11 protein-coding genes and 2 pseudogenes are annotated in these 14567 nt (G+C 60.4%); 8 read left to right on the top strand and 5 right to left on the bottom strand.

Features of this window, described 5'->3' with window-relative positions; translation table 11 throughout:
* The 3 genes and pseudogenes from B2G71_RS23665 to B2G71_RS03685 all read right to left on the bottom strand — a co-directional run.
* Nucleotides 1-175: pseudogene (locus B2G71_RS23665) on the bottom strand (transposase); the annotation flags it as partial.
* 316 nt (nucleotides 176-491) lie between these two features.
* Nucleotides 492-1481, bottom strand: a complete 990-nt coding sequence (locus tag B2G71_RS03680) for a GSU2403 family nucleotidyltransferase fold protein (protein ID WP_066761518.1) — start codon at nucleotides 1479-1481, stop codon at nucleotides 492-494.
* Nucleotides 1482-2363: 882 nt separating this feature from the next.
* The gene (locus B2G71_RS03685) at nucleotides 2364-2753 is read right to left on the bottom strand and encodes a helix-turn-helix domain-containing protein (RefSeq protein ID WP_046903606.1); all 390 of its coding nucleotides are present in this window, start codon (nucleotides 2751-2753) and stop codon (nucleotides 2364-2366) included.
* Nucleotides 2754-2828: 75 nt separating this feature from the next.
* On the opposite strand from B2G71_RS03685, the gene B2G71_RS03690 reads away from it, so the two are divergent.
* The 3 genes from B2G71_RS03690 to B2G71_RS03700 are packed head-to-tail and all read left to right on the top strand — an operon-like array spanning nucleotide 2829 to nucleotide 4705.
* On the top strand, nucleotides 2829-3176 hold the full coding sequence (locus B2G71_RS03690; RefSeq protein WP_082347936.1) for a mercuric transporter MerT family protein: 348 nt from the start codon (nucleotides 2829-2831) through the stop codon (nucleotides 3174-3176).
* Entirely contained in the window at nucleotides 3169-3381 is a 213-nt protein-coding gene (locus B2G71_RS03695) for a GDCCVxC domain-containing (seleno)protein (RefSeq protein WP_053833516.1), read from the top strand. The genes B2G71_RS03690 and B2G71_RS03695 overlap by 8 nt, the downstream gene beginning before the upstream one ends.
* Nucleotides 3374-4705: an NAD(P)/FAD-dependent oxidoreductase gene (locus tag B2G71_RS03700; RefSeq protein ID WP_046903607.1), complete on the top strand. Its 1332-nt coding sequence runs from the start codon at nucleotides 3374-3376 to the stop codon at nucleotides 4703-4705. The genes B2G71_RS03695 and B2G71_RS03700 overlap by 8 nt, the downstream gene beginning before the upstream one ends.
* Before the next feature lie 166 nt (nucleotides 4706-4871).
* Here the strand turns inward: B2G71_RS03700 and B2G71_RS03705 are convergent, their stop codons facing one another.
* Nucleotides 4872-6632 carry a TonB-dependent siderophore receptor gene (locus B2G71_RS03705; protein WP_240530000.1) on the bottom strand — a complete coding sequence of 587 codons (1761 nt, stop codon included), beginning with the start codon at nucleotides 6630-6632 and terminating at the stop codon, nucleotides 4872-4874.
* Nucleotides 6608-6940, bottom strand: a pseudogene (locus tag B2G71_RS03710) (PAS domain-containing protein); the annotation flags it as partial. The gene B2G71_RS03705 and the pseudogene B2G71_RS03710, both read right to left, overlap by 25 nt.
* A gap of 392 nt (nucleotides 6941-7332) precedes the next feature.
* Between B2G71_RS03710 and dmeF the strand changes: the two are divergent.
* The 5 genes from dmeF to B2G71_RS03735 all read left to right on the top strand — a co-directional run bounded on the left by dmeF (nucleotide 7333) and on the right by B2G71_RS03735 (nucleotide 14562).
* Nucleotides 7333-8286: a CDF family Co(II)/Ni(II) efflux transporter DmeF gene (gene dmeF / locus B2G71_RS03715; RefSeq protein WP_098104448.1), complete on the top strand. Its 954-nt coding sequence runs from the start codon at nucleotides 7333-7335 to the stop codon at nucleotides 8284-8286.
* A 123-nt stretch (nucleotides 8287-8409) separates the two neighbouring features.
* The gene (locus B2G71_RS03720; RefSeq protein WP_066761525.1) at nucleotides 8410-8784 is read left to right on the top strand and encodes a hypothetical protein; all 375 of its coding nucleotides are present in this window, start codon (nucleotides 8410-8412) and stop codon (nucleotides 8782-8784) included.
* A gap of 18 nt (nucleotides 8785-8802) precedes the next feature.
* Nucleotides 8803-10101, top strand: coding sequence for a TolC family protein (locus tag B2G71_RS03725; protein ID WP_240530001.1), 1299 nt, complete (start codon nucleotides 8803-8805; stop codon nucleotides 10099-10101).
* An 11-nt stretch (nucleotides 10102-10112) separates the two neighbouring features.
* Entirely contained in the window at nucleotides 10113-11261 is a 1149-nt protein-coding gene (locus B2G71_RS03730) for an efflux RND transporter periplasmic adaptor subunit (protein WP_066761529.1), read from the top strand.
* Nucleotides 11262-11298: 37 nt separating this feature from the next.
* Complete coding sequence (locus B2G71_RS03735) at nucleotides 11299-14562, top strand: CusA/CzcA family heavy metal efflux RND transporter (RefSeq protein ID WP_141521514.1); 3264 nt, start codon at nucleotides 11299-11301, stop codon at nucleotides 14560-14562.
* The last annotated feature ends 5 nt before the right edge of the window (nucleotides 14563-14567 follow it).

Here is a 14567-nt window from a genome sequence, read left to right on the forward strand (position 1 = left end):
CTCGGCAACGAACGCGTATCTCACTTTGCATCCCTGGCGGAACGAAGTGGCCAAAGGTCAAATACGCGGTGGCTTTTTTTAGGATGTCGCGCTCCTCGGTCACCCGGTAGCCGCGCTCGGTGATCTGGGCCACCGCATCACGCTTGAACTCGTCGCTGAAATTAGCTTTCCCCATCGTCGCCTCCTGTCCTCAAATTTAGGAAAGAAGGCGTCCACAAATCTAGGGGCTATTCAACTGGAGAGCGACGGCGCAATAACCCACCCCGCTCACAACGCATGTCGGAAGACAAAATTCAGCGCGAGACTCTCGCTCCGACCAGCCTCGCGCCGCTACATGTAATATCCGTACAAATTTCCCAAAAAGCCGACAGTCCGCAATCGGCCCAGTTTCTGTCACCATCGCTACGACAGTGATCCCGGAAAGCTTAGTACGGCGACACCTACCGATGACCTGAAAGCAACCGATAACAAGGGAGCCGGCGTCGGATCGCTTAATCGCGCTGCGGTTTCTTGGCATCCCATCGTTCAAAATGCGGCTTCAATACTTCGGGCAGCTCTTTGCAGAATTCTTCATCCAATGGGTAATGCCGCATGGCAACCCAGACTGCATCAAGCACGGCATTTCCTTGCTTGCGATCCTTGGGCTTCTTTTGCGGATCGCGCTCACGCTTTTCTGCCATCCACAGTTTCTGCAAGGCGAACCATCGCGGATCGGGAACAACCATGCGCGCAGCTTCGCCGTCGCGTACACCAACGACGCGGTCGACCGGTCGTCCATTCAACAGCCATTCCTGTTCGGGTAGCGGTATGGGCCGAGGTCGGTCCTGCAAGACTTGTCCGCTAATGCGGCTAGGGGCCGAAAGAATTTCCACCTCGTATGCCTTGGCGTTGCGTGCCTGGAAAGGCCGCTCGGTGTTCACCGAGTAGGTCAAGTCGGCTTCTTTAAGCACTTTCCATAAGGTTGGTCGGTCCTCATCAGCCTCGATTCCGGTCAACGCCATGTCAAAATCCAGTGTTGTGTCGGGCGCATCTCGAATGAATCCATTTGCCTCCAAGGCATATGCAATCAGAGCGTTGGTGCCGACTACCATGGCCTGATGTCCAAGAAAACGAAGGCGGTCAGCTTCGCGCAGGATCTTGCCCGCCTCCGCCGGGAGCATTGGGAGACGCAGCGCGCGGTACAGGCTCGCTTGTTCCTTGAGCGCGTCCTTGCTTCCTGAAAGACGTTCCTTGAGCTCTGCCTTCTCAGCCTTGTAAACGTCGAATTCAGCCTGCTTTTCCTGATCGAGCGGGCCCTTGCTCTTCATCGATCCGCGCCGATCTGTAACCTCATAAAGATATTCTCGACCAGAAACCTCCTTAATGCGCATGTTGTAGGGCATCTCATTCAGCGCACGCAGGGCCTCCATCCAGACCTGGTAGGTCTGCTCGAGATTGACGATCACCCTTGCCTGTTCGTCGGAAAACGGTTTGAAGTTCATGTATTACCCTGCAATCTGCGATTTCACGAAAATGCAGGGTAAAGACCGGAAATGCAAGATTTACGCAGCATCTCCTCAATTCATACGAATTGCAGGGTAAGTTGCCTAGACCGCTCCCCAAACTTCCCCAAGCGTGGCAATCGCTCAAGAGACAGGAAAGAGGCGTTCCTCACGGGAATGACGATGCGGGCCTCCTAATTCGGATTTTCAGAAGGCCCATAGAAAGGCCCGCAAGAATTTCAAGCCAGAATGATCCGGGACTATCGATGATTCGAACGCTGGAGACCGATAGGCATTGAAAGAGAAGGGAAAAGACAAGCCGAGACAAGAATTTGGAGAACCAATGTGAGTCCTCAAAGTATCCCATTTTTCTATGTATTTCAATGCTTTAAGCTAATGGTGCCCAGAAGAGGCATCACATTCGAAATAATTTTTTACGTGTTATCAGATAGCTAGGAATTCGGTCGTCTCCAAAAAGCCCTCAAAAGGCCCTCAAAAGCCGTCTAATGCATTGGTTCGATGCCTTTTTCGGGACTCCAAATTCAATTTCTCCCTATGCGAGTTGGGCGATATCAATGTCAGCTTTACGCCCGTATTGTGTTGAAAAAGTCGGCCCCGCCGCGCCGGAGGTTAATTTCGGGCAACAAAAATTCAGAGTGAGCTTGCCGCTTGAATCATTGTTACACTACGAGGCGTGCCAAAGTTCTAGTGTTACCGACCAAAACGGGTGGCAGAGTTTTTCAACACAATACGCCCGGATTCTGGACGTAGCCCGCGCATAGCAAGGTGCCCGAAAGCGGACCGCTTGCTTTTCTGCTCTGGCAGGCTGAGTCAATTGTGAGTGTTGGATGGAACGTTGGTCCGTAGCTTGGATCTGCTGGATTAGCCTTCGCCGGCTAAGCTTTCCAATACCGGGCACCGATCATCACTGGTAGTGCCACACTGCCTGATCAATTTTGTCAGAGCAGTTTCCATGCGCGCGAGGTCCGCCAGCTTGGCGCGGACGTTCCCGAGATGCTGTTCCGCGATTGATTGCACTTGATCGCAATGCACATCGGGCCCCGGTGTGAGGTCGAGCAGCGCCCGCACCTCTTCAAGGGAGAAGCCGAGTTCGCGCGCACGCCGAACGAAACGCAGCCGCTCGATGTCCCGAGGACCGTAGTCGCGGTAAGCGCCCCTTCGTGGAGGCGGGTCGATGACTCCTATCCGCTCATAATATCGGATTGTCTCGATTTTGCATCCGGTCTGTTTCGATACATCACCGATTTTCACACGAAACCCCTTGAGTCTGTAGTTGCTACAGACTGTAAATAATTGCGGGAATCGGGTTTTGGAAAGGGACGACTGGTGCGCAGCTTCAGCACTTGGTGGAACGGATTAGCGGCGGGCAGCGGTGTCTTTGCTGCCTTCGGAGCAGCTGCTTGCTGTGCACTCCCATTGACGCTTACGTCAGTTGGTGTGGGTTCCGCGTGGCTTGGCAGCATCTCGCCTGTCGTAGCCCCCTATCGCCTCCCCCTGCTGACCCTCGCGTCGGCTCTTCTCCTCGCTGCGACCCTCCGTTTGCTCTGGCAGTTTAGGCAGGCACAAACATGCCCGGCGGACAGTGCATGCGGATCACCGACCTATCGAGCGCTGACCGCCATAGGGATTGCCATCGGTGCTGCGCTGCTGACAGGTGCCTTCCTCTATGGCTGATCCGATCCTGATCTCGCGCTTGCGCTGCCCCGAATGCGGTCATGAAGAAGACATGGAAATGCCGACCAACGCCTGCATGTTCTTCTACACTTGCACGGGCTGCGGCGTGCGTCTCAAGCCGCTCCACGGCGATTGCTGCGTGTTCTGCTCCTACGGCACAGTTCGCTGTCCTCCGATACAGGAAGGGGACTGCTGCAATGGCTGAGGCTTTCGATTTCATTGCGATCGGATCGGGAACGGCTGCGCAGGTCGCGGTCCACCAGATGGCCGACGCCGGGAAGCGTTGCGCGGTTATCGATTACAGGCCCTACGGTGGCACATGCGCGCTCCGAGGGTGCGATCCGAAAAAGATGATGGTGAGTGGAGAGGAAGCGCTCGCTGCACACAGGCGATTGAAGGGGAAGGGTATCGAAGGTTCTGTTTCGATTGACTGGGGTGACCTCCAGGCATTCAAGCGCAGCTTCACCGACCCCGTCCCTGAAAAGCAGGAAGCTCGCTACGAGCGAAAGGGCGTCGCGACCTTCCACGGCACGGCTCGCTTCGCTGGCCCCGGCCGGATCGTGATAGGCGAGACCGAACTGTGTTTTTCCCACGCTCTTATCGCGACGGGGGCGGAGCCTCGATCACTTGGCATCGAAGGCGAGCCGTTGCTGACCCACAGCGATGCATTCCTAGAACTCGAAACCCTTCCAGATCGGATCGTATTCGTCGGCGGTGGATACATAGCTGCGGAATTTGCCCACCTCGCGGCGCGGGCAGGTGCAAAGGTGACCATCATCCAACGAGGCCGCATTCTGAAAGCCTTCGACCCTGACACGGTCGATTGGCTCATGCCGAGTTTCGACGATCTCGGCATTGAAATCGTGGACGCCGAGGTGAACAGCGTAGCGAAGAGAGGCGGCGTTCTGACCGTCCATGCTGGCGACCGCAGGATCGAAGGGGACTTGGTGGTGCACGCTGCCGGAAGAGTCCCTGCGATCGGTTCGCTCGATCTGGGGGCGGGAGACGTCGCCTGTGACGAGGGTCGCTTGGTGCTTACCGCTCAACTACGAAGCCAAAGCAACCCCAAAGTCTTCGCGGCGGGTGACGCTGCTGCAAATGGTCCGCCACTGACTCCGGTCTCCAGTCATGATGCCAAAGTGGTTCTTGAGAACATACTCGAAGATAGCGGCCGAGCTCCGAACTATTGTGGGGTTCCTAGTGCACTTTTCACGGAGCCGCCGGCGGCGCGGGTCGGAATGCTGGAAAGCGAGGCGCACGAGGCAGGTTTGGATTTCACGGTGAATGCTGGATCGCACCCAGGTTGGTTTTCGGCAAGGCGGCTGAACGAAGAGATCTACGGCCACAAGGTGCTGGTCGAAACTGGAACAGGACGCATCCTTGGGGCTCACCTGGTCGGCCCTGACGCTGACGAACTGATCAATATCTTCGGCTTAGCCATCCGACATGGGCTTAATGCGGACGATATTAAATCGACTATGTTTGCTTACCCTACAGCTGCCTCCGACGCCGGATCTATGTTGGGTTGAGCAGCACCCGATCGCCGGAGTTCTCTCCATTCCAACCCAACGACTGCTTTCACACAGCGGTGTAATGCGACCAATGTCCGCTCACGGGTCGCAAGCCGAATGTCCGCTATCTGCGCCTTGTCGACCAGGACCGGACTGACCACTAGCGGACCCATCGCAGCCCAACTTAGAAGTCGGCAGAGATGCTGGCTTTGATTGTGCGCGGGGTTCCTTGCAGCAGTGCGGCAGAAAAGACGTCGAACGCGCTGGCCCAGTACTTTTCGTTCGTGATATTATCGGCCGAAAGGCGGAGCGTGACCGGCGTGTCGTCCGCCGCGAAGACGTAGCGCGCACCGAGATCGATACGCGTCCAGCTATCGAGTTCGAGCGTGTTGGCGGCATCGACCCACTGCGGACCCGTGTGCACTGCACGCGCTGTGATCGTCGCGCCAGGCACAAAGCCCAAGTCCCACTCCAAGTCTGCATTGGCGGTGTATTCGGAAACGCCAGGTACCTCGTTGCCGCTGACGAGCTTCGCATCGGTCAGAGCTGCGCCGCCGATCAGTCTCAGGCTGGGTGTCAGATCGCCGTTGACCGTGAACTCGATGCCTTGGTGCGTCTGATCCCCGAGGTATCCGAAGCTGCCGTCGGCAAGCACACCCTCTCCCGGTCGCTCAAGGCGGTAGGCGCCGAGACCGACGAAGACATCGCCCAGTGCCAGCTTGCCTCCAACCTCGTACTGCAGCGACTTGCGGGGCGCGAGCACCTCTCCCGGATTGCTGACGAGCGCCGGATCGAGGGGCGCTGTCGGACCTTGCTGGAGCGCCTCGATCCGGTTGCCATATAGCGACAGGCCATCGAAGGGCTTGAGGACCACGCCGATTACGGGCGTGACTGCGCTTTCATCGTATTCGGTCGCCAGGTCGCCGCCGAAATAGCTGTAGCTCTTCACATTGATGGATTGCAGGCGCAGGCCCGCCGTGACCTGCAAACGGTCTTCGATCATCCCGATCGTGTCCGATGCGAAAGCACTCCAGAGCCGCGTCCGCGAAATCGGGAAGGGATCCTCAAGGTCGCCGCCGACGAGGGCCGAAGACGGCAGTTCGGCCTGCGGGGCGTCGTAGATATTGGTGGCGTAGCCGGCAAAACCAGGCCCGTAACGGAAATCATAGGCGTTGCGGTTCACCTGCCAGCTGGCATTGCCGCCGAAATTGAACTCGTGGGTGATCGCTTCGCCCAACTTCACGCGGATGCCAGCTTCGACCGCTTCGTTATTGTCGGTCCGCGGGACGAACAGCGCCGTGCCGCTGGCAGCACCGCTACCGGCATCGAGAACGGTAATGCCGCCGTAAATGCCTTCCTCGCGCCCGTCGCGCGCACCGGCCCTGAAGTATGCCAATGCATTGTCGGCAAGATCGTATTCCACGGCCAGCGCGCCGAAAACATCGCGCAGTTCGGTGTAGGTGAAATCCTGCGCATAGTTCGCATCGCCATCGGGAACGGCGGGGATCGTTGCGCTTCCGACGGTGACCTTCGGCCGCAAGGCGTCGATCCGGACATTCTGGAACGCCAGGTCGAGAGCTGCCCGTAGCGGGCCACTGTCATAATCGATCGCACCGCCCACGACCTGAGTGCGGCGATCTTCACGGTCGATCGACGTTTCGCCGTCACGATAGGCTGCATTCAGGCGAACGCCCCATTCGCCGTTCTGGCCAAAGCGGCGAGCGACATCGAAGCTGCCGCCGAAGTGGGCATTCTCGCTGGCTGAAACGGTTACGCGATTGAGGTCGGTGTCTCCGGCCCTCTTGAGCTGCAGATTGACGCTTCCGCCAAGTCCCGATCCGCCCGGTGCTGCACCGTTCAGGAAGGCGCTGGCGCCGTTGAGGACCTGGACGCTTTCAAACAGTTTTGGAGGGCGGTGCGCTTCTGCTCGTCGATATCCGTACAAGTGCCGATCCAGCGCTGTATCTCACCCTGCTCGTTGAGGATCGGCAGCGCACGACCGATCATCCAGCGATAATCACCGCTGTGATGCCTCAGGCGATATTCAACCTCGTACGGTTCGCCGGTAGCGAGGCTGTGGTTCCATTTATTCCATGCATCGGCCTGGTCATCCTCATGAAACATCCCGGCCCATCCTTCGCCGTCGGTTGATCCGACAGGGACACCCGAGAATTCATACCAGCGCGCATTGTAATAATCGTGGGAGCCGTCGGGAAGAGTCGACCAAACCATCTGCGGCATGGTGTCGGCGAGCGCATGGAAAGCAGCTCCGGCGGATTGCAGCGCATGCTCTGTAGCCAAGGGCAAGACATCCGGCGCCGAGGAGGATTCGCGGCTGCCAAGCTGGAAATTCGTGATGACTTTTGCATTCATGGCCAGCTTGTGACCTTCCCGGGATGAACAGAATCGGACCGATAGGATACCTGTCGTATCTTGTTGATTTTCAAACGCTGACGCTCATCGCACAGGTAGGATTGAGAGTAAATGCAGCGGATATCGCGAGAAGTGAGGTCCTACTTTTCGCAATACCAGATTCTCGGTCTGACTGACGGGAAGGAATTACTAGGTCCGAAATTCACCTCGGTCTCGGAGTCGAAAGCTCCATTCAGGTTTCGCCCTTCCGTAATACCGATTATCAGCCTCGCATGCACCACGCCGACTCTAAACCGCTCGCCCATGATCACAACTTTCTGAGCGCTTCGCACGACGCGCATGAGCAGCGCACGCGCTATGTTGTCGCGTTGACCGCCGCGATGATGGTGATCGAAATTGTTGCGGGGCTGTGGACTGGATCGATGGCGCTTCTCGCCGATGGTATCCACATGGCGACCCATGCAGGTGCCTTGGGCGTCGCGGCCTTCGCCTACTGGTTTGCCAAGCGCCATGCGAACAACCCGCGTTTCACATTCGGTACCGGCAAGGTGGGCGACCTCGCCGGCTTCGCGAGCGCGCTTGTCCTCGCCATCTTCGCAATCGGGATCGCGGTTGAATCGGCTCAAAGGTTCGTCAGTCCGCTCACGATTGCCTATACCGAGGCGATCTGGATCGCCGTGCTCGGCCTCGTGGTGAACCTCGCGAGTGCCTGGCTGCTTGGTGCCAATCATCACCATGGGCATGATCATGACCATCATCATCACCACGACCATGCGCATGCCGATAACAATCTGCGCTCCGCCTATTTCCACGTGCTTGCCGATGCCCTGACCTCGGTCCTGGCTATCGTGGCCCTTCTCGCCGGCATGTACCTCGGCTGGGCATGGATGGACGCGGCAATGGGGCTGGTGGGTGCATTCGTGATCGGGCGCTGGTCATGGTCACTGCTGCGCGATACCGCTGCCGTGCTTGTCGACGCCGAAGCGGCCTCTGAACGGTACACAGAGGTGCGCGAGGCGCTCGAGGACCGGGACGCCGCGATCGGCGATCTGCACATCTGGCGGATCGGTCCCGGCAAGTATGCAGTCATCGCCTCGCTCATCGCCGATGATCCGCTCGCGCCCGACAATTATGCCAGCCGACTTTCAGAGCATGCAGAATATGTGCACGTCACGATCGAAGTTCATCGCTGCGAGCATCCGCATCCCGAGCTTCGCGCGGCCTGATCGCGCCGTTCTAAAAGACCGAAACAGTATTCGAGGACTGTTATACTATAACAAAAGACTTATACTTCATCGTGTTACGGAGCTTGCAATCTTGATCCGGTTTGCTAGGAGCCGTCGGAATCCATGACCACAAGCTATCGTCGCCTTGTCCTGCATCCTTTCGTCGTCCTGCTCATGCTGGTCGCGATGGTGTTCGTGACGGCGGCGGATGCTGCTGCTTGCGGCGCCGAAGTGGCGCCCGGAAGCACGCCCGTTCTGGTTTCGCTCGACAGCGCGTCCGCGTCATCCGCAGCTACTGACGAAGTTCCGGGCGATCCGGATGCGCCGACCGAGCAACACGGCGTGTGTGGGCACGGCCATTGTCATCATGGGGCGAGCTTTGCCAGCACCGTGCAGAAGAATTCGGTTCCTCACTTGGTTGTGGTTCCCGATGCGCCTCCCGCCGAAGCGCTCGCTTTCGACATTGCCGACCGACTGAAGCGCCCCCCTCGCGCCTGACGACCGTCACCGCGCTACATGCCGCAGCGCAGTTCGGATCGTCAGCAGAGGAATATTCGAAAAATGTCAGCCATTCATTGGCGAGGGGTCCTCCTTGGAGGGCTGTTCCTCGCCGCTCAAGCCACGACCGTGGCGGCGCAGGAGCGTGAGCTTCTGACGCTCGAAGCTGCGCTCGCTCGTGCGGGCATCGTCGACAGCGCAGATGAGCCCCCAGAAAATCCGCGCCTGATCGGACCGCGGGCCGAAGCCGACGCGGCGCGGGCCCTAGTCGACCAGGCGCGGCTGCGGCCCAACCCAGAAATTGCTTTCGAAGCCGAAAACATTGCCGGGAGCGGCGCGTTTTCGGGATTGCAGGCCACCGAGTATACTTTGTCCCTGAGCCAGCGGCTCGAATTGGGCGGCAAACGGGGAGCGCGCGTCCGCGCCGCCCAGGCGGAAGCGCGCGTCGCGACCCTTTCAGGAGCGCTCTCGGTTGCTCAGCTCGGGCGATCGGTGCGCGAACGCTATGTCGAAGCCGTCGCTGCGGCAGCCCGATTGGAACTCGCGCGGGACATAGTCGAGCGCAATCGCGAGCTTGCCAGGATCGCAGGCGTACTGGTCGATGTTGGGCGGGAGCCTCCTCTGCGATCGCTTCGTGCCGAAGCGGCACTTGCGGAGGCGCTCGCGGAGCTTGAAGCGGCCCTGGCTGCCGACAGTACGGCGAGGAACGCGCTCGCCGCGCTTTGGGGCGAGGCAACACCTGCTACGGACGTGCCTTCGGTGTTCCCCGAGATCGAACCTCCGGCGACGCTGCTCGCGTCACCTTCGGCCTTACGACTTCAGGTCGCCCGTGCCGAACGCGAGGCCGCGGATGCCGCGATCGCCCGGGAACGCTCTCTCGGCATTCCGGATCCGGCAATATCCGCCGGAGTCCGACGGTTCGAGGAAAGTCGAGACCAGGCGTTTCTCGTGGGGGTTTCGATCCCGCTTCCATTGCGTAATCGCAACCAGGGAAACATCGCCGCTGCCGAAGCGCGGCTTCGCGCCGCGACGGCGCGGGAAGCAATTGCCCGCACCGATTTCGAACTCGAGGTCACGCAGGCCCGCGGACAATTTCTGGCAGCCGAAGCGCGGGTCGAGACCCTCGCGGAGACGTCCTTGCCCCAAGCCGAAGAAGCCTTGCGCCTCGTTCGGATTGGCTACCGCAACGGCAGGTTTCCGCTGATCGAAGTTCTGGCTGCGGCCGAAGCGCGTGACACCATCCGTGAAGCTTTGATTCAAGCTCAGGAAGATCGTGGTCGCCTGGCGGCGACACTGATCTGGCTCGGTGCACAATGAGGTATTTTCCGATGAACCGTAAACGTCTGGCCGTTGCGATCGGCCTTTCGATTCTCTTTGTAGTCGCGGCGCTCATGCTGTGGCCCGATAACGAAGCTGACCAAATCGCCGAGGAGACGAGTGAGGAGGTCGAGCTTCCCGAAGGCCTTGTCCTGCTTGGCGCCGAACAAATTGAAGCGTCCCAGATAGTGGTCGAAATCGTCGGCCAGGGATCGGCGGTCGAGCTGGTCTTCCCGGCCACCGTCGCGGCAAGCCCGACGGCAAGTGCCCGCATCGATGCCCGCGCGGCGGGCGTGGTCCGCAGTGTCGGCAAAACGCTGGGCGATTACGTGAGGCAGGGCGAGACGATTGCCCGCATCGAGAGCGCCGACGCGGCTGCTCTCGCAGCGCAGTTGAGCGCAGCGCGCGCGAGGGTCAACGAACTGTCCGCTGCCTACGATCGGGAGCGCCGCCTGTTCGAGGCCAATGTCACCGCACGGCAGGATCTCGAGGCCGCGCGAGCAAATCTGCAGGTCGCCCAGTCGGAACTTGCGCGCGCCCAGGCGGCAGTCTCCGCGGCGGGCGTTAGCGGCGACGGGCGCTCCCTTGCGGTCACGAGCCCGCTCGCAGGCCGAGTGACCTCGGCGCCTATCGTTCTCGGCTCCTTCGTCGATGCCGGGGAAGAACTCTATCAGGTCGTGAATCCGAGCGGCATGCAGGTCGAGGTTGCCCTCCCGTCGGCTGAAGCAAGCCGCATCGAGCCTGGCGACGAGGCGACGCTGGAAATCGCGGACAACCGGGAAGTGGGTGCGCGCGTGCGGTCTGTCACTCCCTCGCTCGATCCCGAAAGCCGCAGCGCTACGGCGGTCCTGTCGCTGGCAAGACCGATCCCCGGTCTGCAACCCGGGGCCTTCCTGCAGGCACGTATCCGCCCCTCGGGTGAGGTCGATACAGGCCGCATGTCGGTGCCGGAAAGTGCCGTCCAGACAATCGATGGCGCAGAAGTGGTCTTCGTTCGCACGCGCCGCGGGTTTCAAGCCCGTCCGGTGGTCACCGGTGCGCGTTCGGGAGGACGCGTGGTCATCGAGTCCGGTCTCGAAGCGCAGTGGCGGATCGCCACCGCCAATGCCTTTTTGCTGAAGGCTGAACTCGAGAAGGAGGAGGCCGAGCATGGACACTGATCACATGCAGGACGCGGATCGCTCCCACCGCCATGGCCTGATCGGCGGGATCCTCGACGTCGCCGTGCGCTTTCGCTGGGCGATGGTCGTACTGACGCTCGGTGTGGCAATCTATGGCGTGGTGAATTTGCTGCGCCTGCCCATCGATGCCGTGCCCGATATCACCAATGTACAGGTGCAGATCAACACCGAGGCACCAGCCCTGTCGCCTTCGCAAGTCGAAACGCAGGTCACCTATCCCGTTGAAACCGGGCTTGCCGGTATCGAGGGTCTGGAGATGACCCGCTCAATATCGCGCAACGGGTTCAGCCAGGTGACCGCGATTTTCGAGGAAGGGACCGACATCTATTTTGCGCGTCAGCAGGTCAACGAACGGCTGACGCCCATAAGTGCCTCCCTACCCGAGGGTGCCGAACCGGTGATGGGACCCATCTCGACCGGCTTGGGCGAAGTGCTCATGTATACCATCGAGTACGAGTTTCCTGACGGCAAGGAAGCACCGCTGGGCGGAGCGGTCGGTTGGCAGTCCGACGGGAGCTTTGTGACCGAACGTGGCGACCGGCTCGACAGCGATGTTGCCAAGGCTGCCTATCTGCGAACCATCCAGGACTGGGTGGTTGCCCCCCTCATGCGGTCGGTCGACGGTGTGGCGGGTGTCGACTCGATCGGCGGCTTCGAAAAGCAATACCTTGTCCAACCCGATCCCGCGCGATTGACCGGGTACGGTTTATCGTTCGACGAAGTGATCGATGCGCTGGAAGCGGCCAATCTCGCCGAAGGGGCCAATTTCGTCGAGCGGGCAGGCGAAGCCCTCCTCGCCCGAGTTGATGCGCGCCTCGGCAGTGTCGAGGATATCGAGCAGGCGGTCGTTTCTACACGCGAAGGAGTCCCCATTCGCGTAGGAGACGTCGCCACGGTCAGCATCGGTGGCGACCTGCGAACGGGCGCGGCGTCGCTGAACGGCGATGAAGCGGTCGTGGGCACCGTGCTCATGCGCGCGGGCGAGAACAGCCGCACCGTGTCGGCCCAGGCGGCCGAACGGCTCGAGGAAGTTCGCAGCTCCCTGCCGGAAGGAATTGTCGCGGAGATCGTCTACAACCGGTCTTCGCTGGTCGATGCGACGATCGCGACCGTCGAGAAGAATCTCGTTGAAGGCGCGCTTCTGGTGATCGCGATCCTGTTCTTGCTGCTGGGCAACATCCGGGCAGCGATCATCGCGGCGCTGGTCATTCCCTTTTCCATGCTGATGGCATCGATCGGAATGAACCGGCTCGGCGTGTCGGGCAATCTCATGAGCCTGGGTGCGCTGGACTTCGGCCTGATCGTCGATGGTGCCGTCATCATCGTCGAGAACAGTGTCGCGAGGCTCGCGGCCCGGCAGGAACACGAAGGCCGGCTTCTCACACTGGGCGAAAGGTTGACGGAAACGCGGCTTGCCGCGCAGGAAATGATCAAGCCGACTGTGTACGGGCAGGCGATCATACTTCTCGTCTTCGCACCGCTTCTGACCTTTACCGGGGTCGAAGGCAAAACCTTCTCGCCCATGGCGATCACGGTCATGCTCGCGCTCGCCTCGGCGTTCGTGTTGTCGCTGACCTTCGTCCCGGCAATGATCGCCATCCTGCTCAACAAGAAGCTGACGGAAAAGGAGGTCAAGCCGATCCGGATCGCCAAGGAGCGATACGGACCGCTGGTCCGCAGGGCGATCACCCGCCCTTGGCCGGTCATCGGCATGGGCGTCGGCATCTTCGCCTTTGCGGCCTTCGTGTTCAGCTTCCTCGGGAGCGAGTTCACACCGCAATTGGACGAGCGCGACATCGCCGTGCAATCGCTGCGTATTCCTTCGACATCGCTCGAACGTTCGCTCGCGATGCAAAGGCGGGTCGAGGACCGGCTCGAGCAGTTTGAGCAGGTCGAGCTCGTCTTTTCGCGGACGGGCACGGCGGAAGTGGCCAGTGACCCGATGCCGCCGAACGCTTCCGATGCGTACGTGATCCTCAAACCCCGTGAGGAATGGCCCGATCCCGACCTCGCCAAGGACGAGTTGGTCGCGCAAATGGAGAGCGCCCTCAGCAGTCTCGTCGGCAACCTTTACGAGTTCAGCCAACCGATCGAATTGCGGTTCAACGAATTGATCGCAGGCGTTCGCGGAGATGTTGCCGTCAAGATCTACGGAGACGATCTCAGCGCCATGACCTCGGCGGCGAACGAGGTTGCGGGCGTGCTGCGCAATGTCGACGGCGCCGCGGACGTCAAGGTCCAGCAAGTGACCGGGTTCCCCACCCTCGATATTGCCTTCGATCGGCCAGCGATTGCCCGTTACGGGCTGAAGGTCGAAGACGTTGCGCAATCGGTGGCGATCGCACTGGGCGGTCGGCCTGCGGGCCTCGTTTTCGAAGGCGATCGCCGCTTCGATGTGGTTGTGCGGTTGTCGGACGCGACCCGCGACGATTTCGACCAGCTCGGTGCTTTGCCGGTGCTTCTCCCGAACGGGGCAACCATACCGCTACGCTCGGTTGCCGAGTTCCGTGTGGTGGATGGTCTCGCGGAGGTACGCCGGGAACAGGGACGCAGACTGGTCATCGTCTCCTCCAATGTGCGGGAGCGCGATCTCGGGTCTTTCGTCGAAGAGGCGCAGGAAAGGGTTGCGGCGCAAGTCGAACTGCCCGCTGCCGCGTTTATCGAGTGGGGCGGTCAATACCAGAACCTCCAAGCTGCCCAGGAAAGACTTCAGATCGTCATTCCCATCGCGTTCGCGGTCATTCTCCTGTTGCTCTACATGGCGGTCGGGGGCTGGGTGCCGGCATTCGCCGTGTTCAGCGCGATCCCGCTGGCCCTGGCAGGCGGAATATTCTCCTTGGCCCTGCGCGGGATGCCATTCTCGGTTTCTGCGGCGGTAGGCTTTATCGCCCTGTCGGGCGTAGCGACCTTGAACGGGCTCGTGATGGTGACTGCGATCCGTCAGCGGCTCGACAAGGGCATGGCGCTCGATGACGCCATCGTGGCCGGTGGCCTGGCGCGCCTGAGGCCGGTTCTCATGACCGCGCTCGTTGCATCGCTCGGCTTCGTGCCGATGGCGATTGCGACGGGGACCGGCGCGGAAGTGCAGCGTCCTTTGGCGACAGTGGTCATCGGAGGGTTGATCACCGCTACCGCTCTGACCCTCTTCGTCTTGCCCGCAATTTTGAAGCTGGTTTTCAGTACCAGAGAAGATGACCGGACCTGGCGACAGCGCTGGTGGGACCGGCTGCGGCGCAACGTGACAAGCGATGAGCAGCGCGAGCTGAAGGACATCGCATGACCGAT

The sequence above is a fragment of the Novosphingobium sp. PC22D genome, assembly GCF_002556635.1.
In the GTDB taxonomy this organism is placed as follows: domain Bacteria; phylum Pseudomonadota; class Alphaproteobacteria; order Sphingomonadales; family Sphingomonadaceae; genus Novosphingobium.

What these genes read in the sequence shown, in the direction of transcription:
- B2G71_RS03680 (WP_066761518.1), bottom strand. Translation starts at nt 1,481, where the DNA reads ATGAACTTCAAACCGTTTTCCGACGAACAGGCAAGGGTGATCGTCAAT.
- B2G71_RS03695 (WP_053833516.1), top strand. Translation starts at nt 3,169, where the DNA reads ATGGCTGATCCGATCCTGATCTCGCGCTTGCGCTGCCCCGAATGCGGT.
- B2G71_RS03700 (WP_046903607.1), top strand. Translation starts at nt 3,374, where the DNA reads ATGGCTGAGGCTTTCGATTTCATTGCGATCGGATCGGGAACGGCTGCG.
- dmeF (WP_098104448.1), top strand. Translation starts at nt 7,333, where the DNA reads ATGCACCACGCCGACTCTAAACCGCTCGCCCATGATCACAACTTTCTG.
- B2G71_RS03720 (WP_066761525.1), top strand. Translation starts at nt 8,410, where the DNA reads ATGACCACAAGCTATCGTCGCCTTGTCCTGCATCCTTTCGTCGTCCTG.
- B2G71_RS03725 (WP_240530001.1), top strand. Translation starts at nt 8,803, where the DNA reads ATGCCGCAGCGCAGTTCGGATCGTCAGCAGAGGAATATTCGAAAAATG.
- B2G71_RS03730 (WP_066761529.1), top strand. Translation starts at nt 10,113, where the DNA reads ATGAACCGTAAACGTCTGGCCGTTGCGATCGGCCTTTCGATTCTCTTT.